We start from the raw sequence: 16,967 nt of genomic DNA, 5'->3' as shown, positions 1-16,967 counted from the left end.
TATTGATTTAATTGTAATAACAAATTTTAGTCCTGCAGTTCGAGACGTGGCTCAAATTTTTTGTAAACTTTGATTTGGATAGCAAGATCTTTAGTTGTTTTTTGACAGCCCTTTTGATATTTTTCAACAGCCTTTGATAGTTGAAAAAGACCTTTAAGATATTTTAATTCCTGCCTCTAAGTGTTTGGTAAGCAAAGTTGTTATCTGATCATTATTCAAAGAAGCGTTCAACCATTCTGATTCCAAGCTGGCTTCGTACTTCTTATAAAAATTAATCGCCGGCTCATTCCAATCCAGAACCTGCCAAACCATGCCTTTGAAGCCTTTTTTGTCGGCTTCCTGGATCACCGCCTCAAAAAGTTGTTTGCCTATTCCCTGGCCGCGGTAATTCTCTGTTACCAGAAAATCCTCCAGGTAAAGTCTGCATCCCTTCCACGTGGAGTAGCGGACATAGTAAAGAGCGAAGCCCTGTACTACTTCTTCAACTTCGGCAACTATAGCCGTCCATACCGGCTTGTTTCCAAATCCAGCTTCTTCAAATTCATGTAAAGTAACAGTTACCTCTTGCGGTGCTCTTTCGTAATGAGCAAGTTCCATAATAAGCTCGAGCAGGCGAGGGCAGTCGGCTTTAGTAGCATAGCGAAGATTAGCTTTTAACCCCCTTCGCATGTTATTTCCGTTATTCATTATTTTCCTTTATGTCTTTGGCGGGAGTATTCGAAATTGGACCTATTCATCTCCTTTAGAAGACTGGCCTGCTTTCCAATGTTTGATCACCCGTTGACCAAAAATAGTACTACCCACCCTGATCATAGTGCTACCTTGTTCAATTGCAGTTTTATAATCGCTAGACATGCCCATGGAAATCTCTTTAAAATAATCGTCTTTCCTGAAGAAACTCTGCTTCAAACCTTCAAAAAAAGTTTTTAATTCGTAAAACTCTTCCTTTATCTGCTTTTGATTATCTGTGTTTGTTGCGATTCCCATAACACCCACAATACGCACAAATTTCAATTCTGTAAATTCTTCAGAACGTAAAAGCTCTATGGCTTCGTCAAAACCCAGGCCGAATTTGGTATCCTCATCTGCGATATATACCTGTAAAAGACAATCGATCACTCTATTGTTTTTTCCGGCCTGTTTGTCAATTTCCTGAAGGAGCTTCAGGCTGTCTACCGAATGGATAAGACTAATGAATGGTGCGATATATTTAACCTTATTTGTTTGTAGATGCCCGATCAGGTGCCATTCGATATCCTTAGGCAACGCTTCATATTTCGATACCAATTCCTGAACCTGGTTTTCCCCAAACACACGCTGTCCCGCATCGTAAGCTTCCTTAACTATTTCTACGGGTTTCGTCTTCGAAACCGCTATCAATTTCACTTTTACGGCATCGGTTTCCCTCTTTAATTCCGTCAGGTTGGCTGCTATACTCATTTATATGTACTTTTGTCAGAAAACTCGGCTAAATTAAGAAATGAGGCGTTTACTGGTATTGTTTTTTCTGGTGATTTTTTCTGCCGCGTGCAGATTAGGAAGCGAGCCTAAGGGAGTGATCCCGGAGGAGAAGATGGTTGGCGTTCTGACCGACATGCACTTGGTTGACGGGTTCACCTCAGGAAGCGTTGATACGGTAAAGATCGTTGAATTGTACAAAACGGTTTATAAAAATCATGAAATTGATTCTTTAACGTTTAGGAAGAGTCTTGAACATTACAGTAAAGATCCTGCAAAGCTACAGCAGATATATGGAAAGGTAACAGCGAACCTTGAAAAGCTGCAGAAGGTAGAACAGAAAAAGGCAGAGAATAAATTAAAAGAACAACAGAAGCGCGAAAAGAAAACGGCAGACTCTTTGAAAAGGGTTGAAAAAATACGTAGGGATTCAATACAACGCGATTCAATCAAAAAAGAAACAGCCCGGAAAGCTTTGCTAAAGAAAGATTCATTAAAGAGGGATTCGATAAGAAAAGCTAAGCTTGAAAGGATGAAGGTGAAAAAGAAACAATGATATACCCGCAAAACGCAGTAGATAAATTAGGGTTTACAGAAATAAAGTCGCTTATAAAGGGTCATTGCTTAAGCGAGATGGGGCAACAAATGGTAGACCGCATCCAAATGATGACCAGCTTCGAGCAAATAAATAAATTCTTAAGGCAAACTCAGGAGTTTAAGGAAATCCTGGAGAACGATTCGCCGTTACCTATCAGGAATTTATTTGATATTAAAGTATTAGCAGATAAAGTAAGGATAGAAGGAGCTTTCTTAACCGAAGCAGAACTTCAGCAGGTGCTTTTATCATTGCAAACTGTTTTTGCAGTAATAAATTACTTTAATGAAAGGGAGGGCAGGTATCCAAACCTCGAGGCTCTGTTCGAGCACCTTCCTATTGAGAAAAAGATCATAAAAAGTATTGAGAAGGTTATTGATGAAAAAGGAAAGATCCGTCCAAACGCCTCGCCCGAGCTTCAAAACCTGATCTACGCCATTGCTAAGGCAGAGCAGGAAGCAAGAAGAAAGATTGATCATATTTTTAAAAGTGCCCAGAACAGCAATTGGACCGCAGATGGGAATTTAACGATAAGGGATGGTCGTTTATGTATTCCGTTACTTGCAGAGAACAAGCGTAAGTTGAAAGGCTTTGTGCATGATGAATCGGCCTCGGGACAAACAGTATACGTAGAACCAGAAGAGGTTTTTCAATTAAATAATCAGGTTCGGGACCTGGAGTTTGATAAACGCCGGGAAATCGTAAAGATCCTTACTGCCTTAAGTAACGAACTGCGGCCATACGTACCTTTATTGATTGCTTATCATGGCCTGCTGACAAAGCTTGACTTTGTTAGGGCGAAGGCGCTTTTTGCAATCGAAACAGAAGCAAGTATGCCGGTGCTGTTGAATACGGCTGAAATTAACCTGGTAAATGCCCGGCATCCGCTATTGCTGAGAGCGCTGAAGAAAGAAGGACAGACAGTAGTTCCCCTAAATATCAAGATAGACGAAGGTCAGCGAATACTTGTTGTTTCAGGGCCTAATGCCGGAGGGAAGTCGGTATGTATGAAAACGGTGGGCTTGCTTCAGATAATGTTTCAGGCAGGATTGCTAATCCCAGCTGATGAGAGTTCGAAGCTTGGCATTTTTAAGCAAGTGTTTGCGGATATCGGGGATGATCAGTCTATCGAAAGTGATTTAAGTACTTATAGTGCTCATTTATCAAAGATGAAGCATTTTGTAGAAAATTCTGGAGGCAAAACGATGGTGCTTATTGATGAGTTTGGCACCGGAACTGATCCCCAGTTTGGTGGGCCGATAGCTGAAGCCGTTCTTGAAGCATTGAACCGCAAGAAAATCCGAGGAGTAATTACAACACACTACTCGAACCTTAAAACATTTGCAAACGTAACGGAGGGTATTGAAAACGCATCAATGATGTTTGATAACATGGAAATGCGACCGTTGTATATTCTGGAAACAGGAAAGCCTGGAAGTTCTTATGCGTTTGAAATAGCTCAGAAGATAGGTTTACCGGTACCAGTGCTTAATTCTGCAAAAAGTAAGATCAGTGGATATCAAAAAAAGGTGGATAGTTTGCTCGTCGACCTTGAGCGAGATAAAAAGGAGCTTTTGGAGAGCCGGGTTGCGGTTGAAAAGCAACAACGGAAAGTAGCAGCTATGCTTGAGGAGAATGAGAAGCTGAAAAATTATCTTGAGGAGAATCAACGGGCGATCCTTAAAGATGCCAAGCAGGAAGCACGGAATATCATCCTGAATGCTAACAAGCTCGTAGAGAATACGATCTCTGAAATAAAAAGTACTAAGGCAGATAAGGAAAAGACGCAACAACTTCGTCAGAATCTTCAAAACGAGCTTCACAAACATCAGTTAAAGGAAGATGCTCCTAAAAAGGTGGTTGCTGAGAGTACGGAATTAGCGATCGGGGATTGGGTAAAACTGGTGGATGCCGAAACAGTTGGGCAGGTGCTTGACGTAACTAAAGATAATGTTATCCTTGCTATTGGAGACCTTCGCTCTGTGGTTAAACGCAAAAGGGTCCAAAAGGTATCTAAGAAAGAGGTTCCGAAGGAATTGCGTACTTCCTATTCATCTCAGGTAACTGATGCAGTTGCTAATTTTAAACCTGAGATAGACGTTCGTGGAATGCGGGGAGAGGAAGCCCTTTATGAGATCGAGAAATATCTTGACAAGGCTATCATGATGAGTTTTCCTAGTCTTAAAATTATCCATGGTAAGGGCGATGGTATTCTAAGAAAGTTAATTCGAGGCTATCTTAAAAAATATTCCCAAATTTCAAGAGTAGAAGATGAGCACCCTGACAGGGGAGGTGATGGTATAACATATGCCTATCTGTCCTGATATAAAAAACAGAAAGGCGGAGTCATCTACGCCTTTCTGTTTTTTATTGATTTCTATAAATTAGGTCACTAATAACCTTGGTGATTAAGTATTCTTCTTGTCCTCCCCGTGTTGGTTAGTTAAAAAGTCTATTTTCTTGTTTTCGCCCTCTTCATATGCATTTCCACTTATAGTGTTTTTTACAAGGGAAACAATTTGAGCAAGTAAAATATCAGGGCTCTGCCAGTACTCTGCCTGCTGAGGAGTGATCTTTAGAAGTGCAAGGTTGGGATCAGTTTTCCCATAGGGAAACCAAGCCTTAAAGCGGTCGCTCCATAACTCTTCGATTTTTACAGGATTGTCGCTCACTTCTGCCAGTCCGTTTACCGTTATGTATAGATCGTGCTGCGGATTGCTGTAATTTAAAATTACATTAGGGTTAGTTTCGATTTCTTTTACCTTATGAGAGTCTTTCGCAAGAAACATCCATATAATACCATCGTCTTTGACATCGAAAGTGTACATTGGCCTGCTGTGCGGCTTTCCCTCATTATTTACGGTGGTGAGCATGGCAATCTTAATGTCTTTAATCTTATCTGCCACCTCCCGTACTTTTTTTATATGTTCTATTTCCTCAAGTTGCTCCTGAACGGTTGTCCCATGTAGTTTTTCCATAGCGAAAATTTATACATAGTAAAAAGGCTGAACAGAGTTTTTGTTTAAGATAAGTTGAATTTCTGCTATACCTGACAGGTTAACTAGCCTGAGAATTCAGAATTATTAGTAGGGCCAATGCACCAATTGTTATCTTAGCGGATAATTGATACCAACATGCCCAAAGGGATAAAATATCCTCTTACTAGATTATTCCTTCTTGCTTCGTTGTTCATGATGCTTCCATGTCAGCTTTCGGCCCAATTAAAGTACACCATTAAAGGGGTAATAAAAGATTCTGTGTCTGGAGAAACATTGATCGGTGCTTCTGTAAGAATTCTTGAAGAGAATAAAGGCACTTCTACTAATACCTACGGTTTCTACTCTATAAGTACAGGGTCTGGAGAGCTTACTATCCAGATAAGCTATATCGGTTACCGCACCCTTTCAAAAAAAATTAATGTCCTGGCTAATCAAAACCTAAATTTCGAATTGGCTCCGACCAGTCAATTAAGAGAAGTGGTTATCAATAGCCAGTCGTCGAAAGAACAGATTATTCGTCCCCAAATGGGTTTAGACAAGCTTAATATGGAGGGAGTGAAGAACATCCCTGTACTATTAGGTGAAAGAGATATCTTAAAAACAATTCAGTTGCTTCCAGGAATTAAGTCGGCAGGGGAAGGAAATAGCGGTTTTTATGTACGTGGAGGGTCTTCTGATCAAAATCTCATTCTGTTAGACGAAGCAAATGTTTACAATGCTTCGCATCTTCTTGGATTCTTTTCAACTTTCAACTCAGATGCAATAAAGGATGTTTCTGTTTATAAGGGGGGAATGCCTGCTCAATATGGAGGAAGACTTGCATCTGTGGTAGATATAACAATGAACGAGGGGAATAGAAAGGAGTATACAGCTGAAGGGGGTATTGGACTGATTGCCTCACGTTTAAAAGTGGAAGGCCCTATTAACAAGGGAAAGGGGTCGTTCATGGTGAGTGGCAGAAGGACCTATGCGGATCTTTTTTTGAAATTATCACCAGATACTACACTTCGCAAAACTGTGCTTTATTTTTATGACTTCAATGTCAAGGCAAATTACAAGCTTAACGATAATAATACGATCTATGTATCCGGTTATTTTGGAAAGGATCAACTTGGCCTAAATAAGAGCTTTTATTTCAATTGGGGTAACTCTACTGCCACTATTCGCTGGAACCATTTATTTAGCAATAAGCTTTTTTCTAATACAAGTTTGATCTACAGTGATTATGATTATGCGATTGAAAACCTAAGCGAGGGAAGTGATTTCAGGGTAACATCGATAATACGGGACTGGAACCTGAAGCAAGATTACCAATACTTTGCCGCCAGCAATCATACCGTTCGTTTCGGTTTAAATGCCAATCATCATAAGATCAGGCCCGGCGAGATAATTTCTTCCTCGACCTCAGACATAAATAGTAAAGTAATTGCAAGTCGGCAAGGAGTTGAACTAGCTGCTTACATATCTGACGAATGGAAAGTTTCTAATTACCTTAGTATAAATTACGGATTACGGACTAGCTCTTTCGGCTTACTGGGTCCGGGTTCTATTAAAACTTACAATGATACCGGCTCAGCTATAGACTCAAAAGAGTACCAGAAAGGAGAGGTTGTTAAGTCTTATCTTAATTTGGAGCCACGGCTGGCGGCAAGTCTTCAGCTTGATAACAATTCATCTGTAAAAGCCTCACTTACCCGCAATACTCAAAATCTGCACTTACTTTCCAATTCAACAGCAAGTTTACCAACAGATACTTGGGTAATGAGCAGTAATAATATTAAGCCTGAGATTGCGGACCAAGCCTCGCTCGGCTATTACAGAAATTTCTTTAATGATAACTTCGAATTTTCTACCGAGCTTTATTACAAGAAAATGGAGAATCAGATCGATTACAAGAATGCTGCTAATCTTAGAGGGAATGCTGATGTTGAATCGGAGCTATTATTTGGCAAAGGAAGGGCGTATGGAGCGGAGTTGTTTCTAAAAAAGAAACAAGGTAGATACAACGGTTGGATAGCTTATACAATTTCCAGAACTGAAAGAAGTTTTGCTGGAATTGATCACGGCAATTATTTTCCAGCACGGCAAGATCGCACTCATGACCTGTCCTTGGTAAACATCTATAACCCCGGCAAACGTTGGACGCTTTCTGCTACTTTCGTCTATAATACTGGGAATGCCGTAACCTACCCGAGTGGTAAATATCAATTAGATGGTCATACAGAATACCTGTACTCTGAGCGAAATGGTTACAGAATGCCTGAATATCATCGTTTGGACTTTGGAGCAACACTTAATGGTAAAGCTAATAAACGCTTCAAGTCAAGCTGGACGTTTAGTGTTTATAATTTGTATAACCGGAAGAATGCATATATTGTTGAATTTAAGGATAATCCAGAGGACCCAGGCAGAACACAAGCTGTTCAAACATCATTATTCGGTATTATTCCATCTGTAACCTGGAACTTCAAATATTAGCACGATGCGATTGATTCAAACCTTTTTTGTTCTGTTTGCCCTGCTGTTTTTTTCGGCCTGTGAGAAAGTGATCGATATTGAGCTAAAAGGTTCAGACCCTTTATTGGTAATAGAAGGTGTGATCAATAACAGAACGGATACGCAATCAGTTAGAATCACATCTTCCGTACCTATTGGCGAGTCAAATAGATTTCCCGGCGTATCCGGAGCTACTGTTACGGTTAAAGACCAGGACGGAATCACCTATGCTTTCCGGGAGAGGGCTCCCGGGATCTATAGCTCGCGTCGAATGAGGGGAATTCCCGGAAGAACCTATTCCTTAAGTATCTTATACAACAGGAAAAGCTACACAGCTCAATCCAGGATGCCTTCGCAAGTCACTATAGACTCTATTGGATTCCAAAGTACCACTATATTCAATAATAGCCGTACTTCTCTTCAGCTGATCTTTCGGGATCCCCCACAGATAAAGAACTACTATCGTTTTGTGTTATCGGTAAATGAGGTAAAGACTAGTTCAATATTCGTTTATAGCGATGATTTTACAGACGGAAAGCAGGTAACTCGAGACCTTTTTGATGTGGATGTGGATTTAAAAAGCGGCGACAAGGTAGCAGTTGAAATGCACTGTATTGATCCTGTTATTTACCGTTATTGGTTTGGCCTCGATCAAAACAGAAGTAGGGGAGGCGCTTCTGTTACGCCGGCAAATCCTGTTTCTAATATAAGTAATGGAGCCCTGGGTTATTTTAGTGCCCAGACACAGCAAACGGAACAGCTTTACGTACCCTTTTTATAAAGATATTTTGGTTCTTACAAATTGTTGTAATTATTAAAAGCTTGGATATTGTTTAAGGGGATGAACTTTGTCTTGCCTTCGTTAAAGCGGTCGTGCAAACTGTATTTCTTTAGCTCTTTATTCATAAAACGTTCGAATACACCCTTTAACCCCTGGGAGGTAAAGATTGAGCAGAAAGATTGTGCAAATCCATCCTGTTCGTAAGCGTAGAAGTCAAAGCCTGGCTCATTATTGTAAACCTGTAGAAGATTATTAAGAGTGTCTCCGTCCATGTCTATAAGGTCTGTAGCCATTAGTAATATATCTTTATCGGGAAAGTGCTCATGAATAGTAAGCAATCCGTTTAAGGGGCCATTAATGCTAAGCTTATCAACAATCAAAGGAGTGTCAGGGAAAAGGGTTTCGTAGTCAGCCTGCTGTTTCCCGTTGATCGAAACTACAACAGGAAGTTCCAGCTGCTTTAATTTTTCAGCTATTAAAACCGCCCAGTGTTTGCCATCTTGTTCAATCAGGCCTTTATCCCGGCCCATACGTTTGCTCTCGCCTCCGCATAAAATAACTCCTATTAGCTTACTCATGATTGTTTTTTGTCAGAGTGACCCAGACTTTTTTCGGGATTAACAATGTCCCGAACGATCTGTTTCAGTTCCTTTATTTCAGGGAAGCCTCCTGCAGTTTTTCGGTCAAAAATCAATTTAGTTTCTATAAATATTTTAAAAGTTCCGCTCGTTTCAGAGGGGGCAAGCAGCACCCCTTTCACATCCTCGGAAAAAGTCGTAAGAAGCTCCTGGGCAAAGTAAGCAGAACGGAGCATCCATCCGCATTTTGGACAGTACTCAATTGTTATGGTTGGTTTACCCCCTAATTCTCTAAATGGGGAATGCATTTCGTTCATAATCTATCTTATTTGATCTTTAGCCTCTTGAAGTGGAAGCGCGTTTATTACTACTCCCTGTTTATGCGCTCGCTTCTCCCTATTAGGGCGCTGGCCATGCGCCTAGGTTACTAACCCTTTAGAGGTAGGGTAGCTTCGCTCTCATATAAGTGCTTGTTCGGATCGCCTGTGATATCATGGCAATTACAATTGCCTCCCCACTTCTTCGTGCCATCCGTAAAATACTCACACTTCCATATCGGAACCTCGTGTTTAATCCGGTCAATAATGTAGCGGTTGGCCTCGTATGCTTCGCGTCGATGAGGTGTTGCAGTTATTACAACTACAGCGCATTCACCAACAGCTACTTTACCCGTACGGTGTTGAGCAACAGCTATGTTTAGATGCCAGCGTTCTTTTGCTTCTTGCAATATCTCATGGATCATTTTTGCAGCCATGCTTTCTTTGGCCTCATATTCGAGATAGTCAACCTGTCTTCCGAGATTGTTATCTCTCACGTCGCCACTGAAAAGAACAACGGCACCCGCAAGCGGATGGTGACTTTTAGCAAGCAATCCAGCAAGATCAAGCGGGTCTGAAGAAATATATTGGCTAACCTCCACTGCTGGGAGGGATGATGCTAATGCTGTCATTTTCTTTCAATTGGTAAGTGTCGCTAACAAACTCATCATCTACCGCAAATCTGCAGGAACGTAAAATGCCTGTTGCTTCTGGTTTCTGTTCAGAAAGATATTCTTTTAGCGAATTTATGTCGGTGATCTGTTCTTTGATAATAAACTGCTTCTCAAAATAATCTTTCAACATTGCATAAACTTCTATCGTCATCGTTATCCTCCAATATTAAGCATACTTAAGCTACTGCCTGTAAATTTAACCGTTTGTTTTTGCCACATAGCCACCTGGAGTTTTTCTGTTAACTCTTCATCCTTCTGAACATTTCTAACAGAGATTGGGAAATTGCTACTTAGGCAACCATAGATGTTGCCTAGTGAATCCAGTCTCAGTCGATTGCAGTCTCCACAAAAAGGCTCGCTTTCGTTAGCCACTATTCCAAAAATATGTCCCTCTTCAGTTTTCCAATAGTTAGCAGTGGAAGAGTTTTTTCGCAGTTGCCGGGTAAATTCATAGCGGGTATTGATCAGCGACAAGATTTCATCCTGAGAGAAGAAGTGCTTCTCTGACTGTCCAAACAAATGTCCCATTGCCATGATCTCCAAAAAGCGGATCCTAAGGTTTCTGCTAAAAGCAAAGTTGAGCAATGGAAGAACCTGATCCTCATTTAAACCTTTCATTACCACTGAATTGATCTTGACGTCAATGCCGCTCTCTATTGCCTTGTCAATTCCCCTGAGGATTCTATGTATTCCACTTCTGCGACTAACCTTGTAAAATATATCTTCATCGATAGCATCGAGAGAAACATTCATGGATGTAATACCTGCTGATGCGAGGTCTGCTGCGATATTTTCTAATAGAAGGCCGTTAGTGGTAATTTTTAAATCGTTAATACCAAGTTGTTTAACCGATGAAACGATTTTCAGAAGATCTTTATATAGCAGAGGCTCGCCTCCGGTAAAGCGAACCGTCTCCAATTGGAGAGTATTGTGAAGGTTTGAAATGATCGCGGAAAGTTCGTGAGCCGAAATTCCTTTTTCTTGGGTTAAAAGATGGTTCTCTTTCAAATCCTCTGTCCCGCAGGTGCAGTACACGCAGCCAAGATTGCAGGTATTTATTAGGCTTACCCGCAGAGTCTTAAACTTTCTCTCAAAATCATCTCTAAGTTCAACCATCACATAAAAAATATAAGTTTTACGGAAGCTATTGCCAGAACAGCTGTCAACAGGTATCTGACAGTGACAACTTTAAAACGTTGACTTCCCCAGTAGGCCCCCGCAATTCCGCCACACAAAGCTGCGATAAACCACGCAGAAGAAGAAATGTCGAAATTGATTTGACCATTAAAGCCTAAAAGACCCGAAGCTGAATTAAGGACAATAAAAATAGCAGAAGCCGCGGCGGCTTCTTTCGCATCTGCCCAGGCTAATAAGATCAAGACAGGGCTCAAAAATATTCCTCCCCCAATATTCAACATGCCCGACAAGAAACCTATAATGACCCCAATAAACAGTGCTAAAGGAACTTTAACAACTTTTCGCTGAAGTTTTTCAACAGGGGTAAATCCAAGCAGTCTGATTACCGGAACGACAAGGGCTAAGCCTAAAAGAAGATTGTACAAATCTCCCTTGATAGGCATTTTAGAACCTATAAAAGCTGCTGGAATGGATGTAAGAAGAAAAGGCCAGCATAACCGCCATTTAAAATAGCCTGCTCTTGTAAACTGAATAAAGCCCATGCTCGCCACCAGAATATTTAAAACCAGGATCAATGGTTTATACTCTGATACCGGAATAGCAAATATGGATAATACCGCGAGATAGCCGCTAGCTCCGCCGTGCCCAACAGATGCATACAGAAATCCTATCACGAAAAGAGATAGTGCAAGCAGTAGGTTTAAATCCATTCTTCTACAAAAGTACCAATTGTGCCAAAGAGTTTTTGTCAACTTCTGTAAAATCTCCTTTAGCTGAATCACAAGTGGGGCAGGTGTAGTTGTTTGGTAAAGCCGAGAAAGCAGTACCTGCTGCTATACCATTGAATTCTTCACCATATTCCTGATCATAAACCGTTGCGCAATGCTTGCACTGGTGCACAAAAACTTTCTCTTCTTCCAACTCGGGCTCATTAACAGCAGATAGAATAGAAGGTGAAATGGTATCTCCGTCAGTCTGTAAGGTATAGAAGTGGTCTGATAGCTTGATAAGGACCTCTGCGAGGTCATCGTAGGATACATCTGTGCGGTAGGTCACAAAGTCTTTGGAATTCGGATTGAAATCTCGCGTATGCAGCACATCAAAGTTATCAGGCTCTCCTTCAGTTGTTTCAAACTGTTTCTTAATAATAACTGATCCGAATAGTCCCGTTTTAGGATTTATTTTGATGGCAAAGCATAGCTTGAACGTACGAATATCCTCGAGATCAAATTGCCTTACCAAATGTTGTTTGAGCTTTAACCCATAAACGCACTGGTCTTCAATTTGCCAGTTTAACTCGTTAGATGCGTGTCGAACATTAACCCTGTTTTTGGCAAGGATAAAATTCCAAAGCTTTCTGTTTTCAGGGTTAATGTCTTTAATAATAAGTGATTTCCAGGGCGTTGTGTAAATCTGGCCAACCCTGCTTTGAAGGCAGATCGAACAAATGTCTTTCAGAAATGAAATAGAATATTCTTCGTTACGCTTATATATCCCCAGCCAATATTTGTTTCCGTATTTATTAAATCCTTCGTAATAGGGAAGCTGAAAGTCGGGAAGAGTTAAGGGCTCTGTAGGCTCCTGAGTAATGAACCTTTTTAGTACTGAAATCTTCTCAAAGAGAACAGATCCATCTACGGTCTCCTGATCGTAAAAGAGATTTTTGTTAGCAAAAATGTTCTCCTCTATAAGTTTGCATAAGATAGCAATATCCTCGGTATAAACCAGGTTGGGCCAGTAATAAAAAGTGTTCGACTTAGGGAAACGGATATGGAGGTGCCAAAAATTACTTAAGTTAGAAGCAATGAAGTTCAGATTTCCAGTAAAGAAGGGTATGAAACTTTGGTTGTTATCTGCAAGATTTATCTTTAGGCGGGGTTTGAAGTCAAACCCATCGAGGATATCCTTATATACCCCTTCACGAAGCCAGTTGGAGACACTGAAGATGTCTTCTGAAACATAAGAGCTGATAATATTGGGGAATGTATCTGAATCTTTTTCATATTCAATGTCTTCCATCAGGAACTCATGTTCCAGGTCTTCCAGCTTTTCATCCTTTACCGTCAGAAAGAGTTGCTGCCTGTTCCCAAGGCTGATTTTATTTACACCTGCTTTTTCTGCAGCATTCAGTATTACCAGTAAATCTCCGGCTGCTACGATGCCTCCGGGAAGATTGATCTTTATAGAATGGGTGGTATCTATTAATTCCTCTTTCATACTGCAGCACTTTCTACTAATTCATTTTTTAAACTTTCTTCAAGCAGACGCTTCACTTCCGGCCGACAGGAGCCGCAACCTGTTCCTGCTCCCGTTGATGCACATAACTCTTTAAAGTCCGTGCATCCTCCCTGAATCTTGTTTTTGATATTCTCGCTTCCTACATTATTACAGCTGCAAACGAGTTTTCCTAATACAGGGTCAGCTTTTTTGCCGCTTCTTAGTAATTGAATTCGTTTTTCGCTTAGCTCAGTTTTGTTTCCAATAAGTTCCCTGAATTCCTGGAACTCTGATTTATCGCCGATAAGGATTGCTCCAACTAATCGGTCTTCATGAATGATACATTTTTTATAGTACCTCTTTGCTTTGTCGATGAATACGATCTCTTCGTAATTTCTATCGTCCGGGCATTCGGGGATTCCAATGCTGCAGAGATCAAAGCCCTGAATTTTTATAATATTCATAAACAGACTACCCTGGTAATAGCTGGCAATATCTCCGCTAAGATAGCGAGCCACAACTTCGGCCTGCTGTTCTGCGGCTGCTGTTATTCCGTATAAAACACCCTCAAATTCTGCAATCTCTCCAATGGCAAACACCTCAGGGTCACTTGTCTGTAAACGCTCGTTCACTACTACACCTCTTTTGCACTCTAATCCCGAATCTCTTGCAAGCTCAAGATTTGGAGTTGTTCCTATAGCGATGATCAGTGCATCGCAATTAACCTTTCTGCCGCTGGCTAATCCAACCCCCGTTAATTTCGACCGGCCGTAGAATAGTTGGACTTCATCATTATAATAGATGTCGCAACCTTGATCCACCATCTCTTCATGCAGTAACTGACTGCCGAGGGGGTCTAATTGACGGTTGAGGAACCTGGAGATACGTTGAACAATGGTAATCTTTATTCCGATCTCGCGTAAAGAAGCGGCCATTTCAAGCCCCAGTAATCCACCACCTACAATTACCACATGACCGTTCTTTGGAACATGTTTTTTGAAATTATCAGCATCTGTACGACTACGCATAGTAAAGATGCCCGGAAGGGAAGGTACATTGCGTGGAACGGAAGCACGGCTGCCGGTAGCCATAATAAGCTTGTCGTAATATGTTCTAATGCCTCTTGAATCAATTACATACTTTTCTTCCCGATTAACCTTCTCGACACTTACGCCTCTTAGAAGTCTGATATTGTATTGGGGTTCTTCAGAGTCTTTCATTTTTACCAGTTGTTCCCATTGCTGTTCGCCACTGATATAATCAGGTAACATGACCCTGTTGTAGAATGGAAAATCTTCCTTACTGAAGATGGTGATCTCATCTTCCTGATTGATCTCACGATAGCTCTTAACAAATCCGAAAGATCCCGCCCCGGCGCCGATAACAACCACATGTTGCTTTGGCTTGATGTATTTTGCAACGCTAACCGCGCAAAATTTAAAATCAGGTTCTTTAGAGTAAGGGTCAAGAATTGTACTAGTAACATTATTTGCCCTGTTCAGATCATTTCCCAGGATCTTACCCCAATGCATGGGAAGAAAAACAACACCTTGCTTTATGCTGGCTGAGACCTTTGCTTTTACACGAACATCGCCTCTTTTGGAAGTTACTACAACTATTCCGCCGTCCTTTACACTCAACTGTTCAGCATCAGCAGGATGGATTTCCAGAAAAGCCTGAGATATGTGCTTTTTAAGTTTATTGACCTTTCCGGTTTTACTCATGGTGTGCCAATGGTCCCTGATCCTTCCGGTAGTTAGGATAAAAGGGAAGTCTTCATCAGGCATTTCGCTGGTAAAAATATCTTCAGGTGAGTGAATGATTGCCTTAGTGCTTGGAGTATAGAACTTTTTGTCTGTAAACAGGCGCTTGGTGCCTGTATTATTCTTTTTATTAAAAGGCCATTGAACTGTTTTTTGTTCTCTGATTATACTATAATCAAGACCTTGAATATTAATGTTGGTTTTTGCCGTTAGCCTGGTGTGCTCCTTGTAGATTTCTTCCATTGATTTGTAATCAAAGCCGTGGAAGCCCATTTTTCTCGCAAAGCGGCAGATGATCTCTGCGTCTGGCAGAGCTTCTCCCGGAGGAGGAACAATCTGATGTAGATAACTGATCCTTCTTTCGGAATTAGTCATGGTACCTTCTTTTTCGGTCCATGCTGCTGCCGGGAGGATTACGTCAGCGTATTTAAGCGTTTCAGGTTTGTTGCTAACTTCCTGAACGACTACAAATTTGGCTTTTTTAAGAGCTTCCTCTGCGAAGCGGGTGTTAGGGAGGCTGGTAAGCGGGTTTGTACAAAGGATCCAGATGGCTTTTAGGCGGCCATCATTTAATGCTTCAAACATTTCCGTTGCCGTTAATCCTGGTTTTTCAGGAATGGTGGTTCCGCCCCAAAACTTTTGAACCTCTTCACGATGTAAAGGATTGGCTAAGTTCCTATGGGCAGGTAGAAGATTTGAAAGGCCTCCTACCTCGCGACCGCCCATTGCATTTGGTTGTCCTGTCAGGGAAAAAGGTCCAGAACCCGGTTTTCCTATATGTCCCGTGATCAGGTTTAAGTTTATTAAGCTTAAATTTTTATTTGTGCCGATAGAACTTTGATTAAGTCCCATGGTCCACATAGTTATAAATCCTTTAGCATCACTGATATATTCCGCTGCAAGAAGAATGTCGTCTTCATTAACACCACAGATAACTGAAGCCTCGAATATTGTCTTTTGGAATACCAGTTCCCGGTATTTGTCGAACCCTTCTGTATGTTCATCAATGAAGTTTGTATCAATAGCCCCGTTTTCAATAAGCGCACGGCCTATAGCATAATTTAAAGTCACATCCGTGCCGGGGTTGATTTGTAAATGCAAGTCGGCTATAGAGCAAGTGTCGGTAACCCTCGGGTCAACCACGATGATTTTTACATCTGGATTTGCCGCCTTATGGGCTTCAACACGACGCCATAAGATTGGATGGCACCATGCAGGATTCGCTCCGGTAACATAGAAGCAGTCAGCAAGTTCGATATCATCATAGCATACCGGAACACTGTCTTCTCCTAATGACATTTTATACCCCACCACTGCACTGCTCATACAAAGCCTGGAGTTTGTGTCGATATTATTACTGCCGATAAATCCCTTTATCAGCTTATTAATTACATAATATTCTTCGGTGAGGCATTGGCCTGAAGCATAGAAAGCAACGGAATCTGGCCCGTATTTATCAATAAATGTTTTGAAAACAGCGGCAGTACGCTCAAGGGCGAAGTCCCAGGAAACCCTCTGTCTCGGCATGTTTTTATTGAAGCGCATCTCGGGATACAGTAAACGATCCGTTTTATCATTTACTGTATATTGAAGGTTCATCCCTTTGCTACAAAGCATTCCTTTGTTTACAGGATGATCTTTATCGCCGCTAACGCTAATTGTGCCATTCTTTTCCTTGTCGACTACTACTCCGCAACCAACACCGCAATAGCAACATGTTGTAGTAAACTGATTTTGTAGATGCTTTGCTGTCATATTATTGCTAATACTTGTTTGAAAACTGCCTTTTATTCTCTAATGCTATTGCATTTAATATACAAATGTCAATATCTAGTGATTTGTTAATCAAAAATATGAAATTTATAATAAATATTTTATGTTTATTAAAAAAATAAGGCTTAAAATCATGATCTTTCTCATGTTTTGAGCCTTGTTTTGACCTTTTTTGTATT

The 16,967-nt window shown here is 40.9% G+C and carries 15 protein-coding genes; 4 read left to right on the top strand and 11 right to left on the bottom strand.

The features are described 5' to 3' along the window. Window positions 1-153: 153 nt before the first annotated feature. Both J4N25_RS07080 and J4N25_RS07075 read right to left on the bottom strand, forming a co-directional pair. The gene (locus J4N25_RS07080) at window positions 154-687 is read right to left on the bottom strand and encodes a GNAT family N-acetyltransferase (RefSeq protein WP_242695792.1); all 534 of its coding nucleotides are present in this window, start codon (window positions 685-687) and stop codon (window positions 154-156) included. Between the two features lie 42 nt (window positions 688-729). Further along, the gene (locus J4N25_RS07075) at window positions 730-1,440 is read right to left on the bottom strand and encodes a YggS family pyridoxal phosphate-dependent enzyme (protein ID WP_207421440.1); all 711 of its coding nucleotides are present in this window, start codon (window positions 1,438-1,440) and stop codon (window positions 730-732) included. A 40-nt stretch (window positions 1,441-1,480) separates the two neighbouring features. Here J4N25_RS07075 and J4N25_RS07070 point away from each other — a divergent pair, with 40 nt between their 5' ends. Together J4N25_RS07070 and J4N25_RS07065 are read left to right on the top strand one after the other, a co-directional pair. Beyond that, window positions 1,481-2,014 carry a DUF4296 domain-containing protein gene (locus J4N25_RS07070; RefSeq protein WP_207421439.1) on the top strand — a complete coding sequence of 178 codons (534 nt, stop codon included), beginning with the start codon at window positions 1,481-1,483 and terminating at the stop codon, window positions 2,012-2,014. Beyond that, the gene (locus tag J4N25_RS07065; RefSeq protein WP_207421438.1) at window positions 2,011-4,377 is read left to right on the top strand and encodes an endonuclease MutS2; all 2,367 of its coding nucleotides are present in this window, start codon (window positions 2,011-2,013) and stop codon (window positions 4,375-4,377) included. Before J4N25_RS07070 ends, J4N25_RS07065 begins: the two co-directional genes overlap by 4 nt. A gap of 84 nt (window positions 4,378-4,461) precedes the next feature. On the opposite strand, the gene J4N25_RS07060 is transcribed toward J4N25_RS07065, so the two are convergent. Beyond that, a complete protein-coding gene (locus tag J4N25_RS07060) occupies window positions 4,462-5,031 on the bottom strand; it encodes a pyridoxamine 5'-phosphate oxidase family protein (protein ID WP_207421437.1) in 570 nt (189 codons plus the stop codon). A gap of 156 nt (window positions 5,032-5,187) precedes the next feature. Here J4N25_RS07060 and J4N25_RS07055 point away from each other — a divergent pair, with 156 nt between their 5' ends. Continuing rightward, window positions 5,188-7,530, top strand: coding sequence for a TonB-dependent receptor (locus J4N25_RS07055; RefSeq protein ID WP_207421436.1), 2,343 nt, complete (start codon window positions 5,188-5,190; stop codon window positions 7,528-7,530). 4 nt (window positions 7,531-7,534) lie between these two features. Further along, a complete protein-coding gene (locus J4N25_RS07050) occupies window positions 7,535-8,329 on the top strand; it encodes a DUF4249 domain-containing protein (RefSeq protein WP_207421435.1) in 795 nt (264 codons plus the stop codon). A gap of 14 nt (window positions 8,330-8,343) precedes the next feature. Here J4N25_RS07050 and mobA read toward each other — a convergent pair whose 3' ends face one another. From mobA to J4N25_RS07010, 8 genes are all read right to left on the bottom strand, one after another. Next, window positions 8,344-8,907: a molybdenum cofactor guanylyltransferase gene (mobA, locus tag J4N25_RS07045; protein ID WP_207421434.1), complete on the bottom strand. Its 564-nt coding sequence runs from the start codon at window positions 8,905-8,907 to the stop codon at window positions 8,344-8,346. Beyond that, window positions 8,904-9,224: an Rdx family protein gene (locus J4N25_RS07040; RefSeq protein WP_242695791.1), complete on the bottom strand. Its 321-nt coding sequence runs from the start codon at window positions 9,222-9,224 to the stop codon at window positions 8,904-8,906. The genes mobA and J4N25_RS07040 overlap by 4 nt, the downstream gene beginning before the upstream one ends. Before the next feature lie 110 nt (window positions 9,225-9,334). Then, window positions 9,335-9,856, bottom strand: coding sequence for a molybdenum cofactor biosynthesis protein MoaE (locus J4N25_RS07035; protein WP_207421433.1), 522 nt, complete (start codon window positions 9,854-9,856; stop codon window positions 9,335-9,337). Next, window positions 9,816-10,049, bottom strand: a complete 234-nt coding sequence (locus J4N25_RS07030) for a MoaD/ThiS family protein (protein ID WP_207421432.1) — start codon at window positions 10,047-10,049, stop codon at window positions 9,816-9,818. The genes J4N25_RS07035 and J4N25_RS07030 overlap by 41 nt, the downstream gene beginning before the upstream one ends. Window positions 10,050-10,051: 2 nt before the next feature. Further along, window positions 10,052-11,014, bottom strand: coding sequence for a GTP 3',8-cyclase MoaA (locus tag J4N25_RS07025; protein WP_207421431.1), 963 nt, complete (start codon window positions 11,012-11,014; stop codon window positions 10,052-10,054). Further along, the gene (locus tag J4N25_RS07020) at window positions 11,014-11,745 is read right to left on the bottom strand and encodes a sulfite exporter TauE/SafE family protein (protein ID WP_207421430.1); all 732 of its coding nucleotides are present in this window, start codon (window positions 11,743-11,745) and stop codon (window positions 11,014-11,016) included. Before J4N25_RS07020 ends, J4N25_RS07025 begins: the two co-directional genes overlap by 1 nt. A 4-nt stretch (window positions 11,746-11,749) precedes the next feature. Further along, window positions 11,750-13,252, bottom strand: coding sequence for a rubredoxin domain-containing protein (locus J4N25_RS07015; RefSeq protein ID WP_207421429.1), 1,503 nt, complete (start codon window positions 13,250-13,252; stop codon window positions 11,750-11,752). After that, window positions 13,249-16,770 carry a nitrate reductase gene (locus J4N25_RS07010; RefSeq protein ID WP_207421428.1) on the bottom strand — a complete coding sequence of 1,174 codons (3,522 nt, stop codon included), beginning with the start codon at window positions 16,768-16,770 and terminating at the stop codon, window positions 13,249-13,251. The genes J4N25_RS07015 and J4N25_RS07010 overlap by 4 nt, the downstream gene beginning before the upstream one ends. Between the last annotated feature and the right edge of the window lie 197 nt (window positions 16,771-16,967).

The organism is Desertivirga brevis (genome assembly GCF_017355835.1).
Note: the sequence above shows the minus strand (reverse complement) of the source record. Positions and strands in the feature narration are given on the sequence as shown.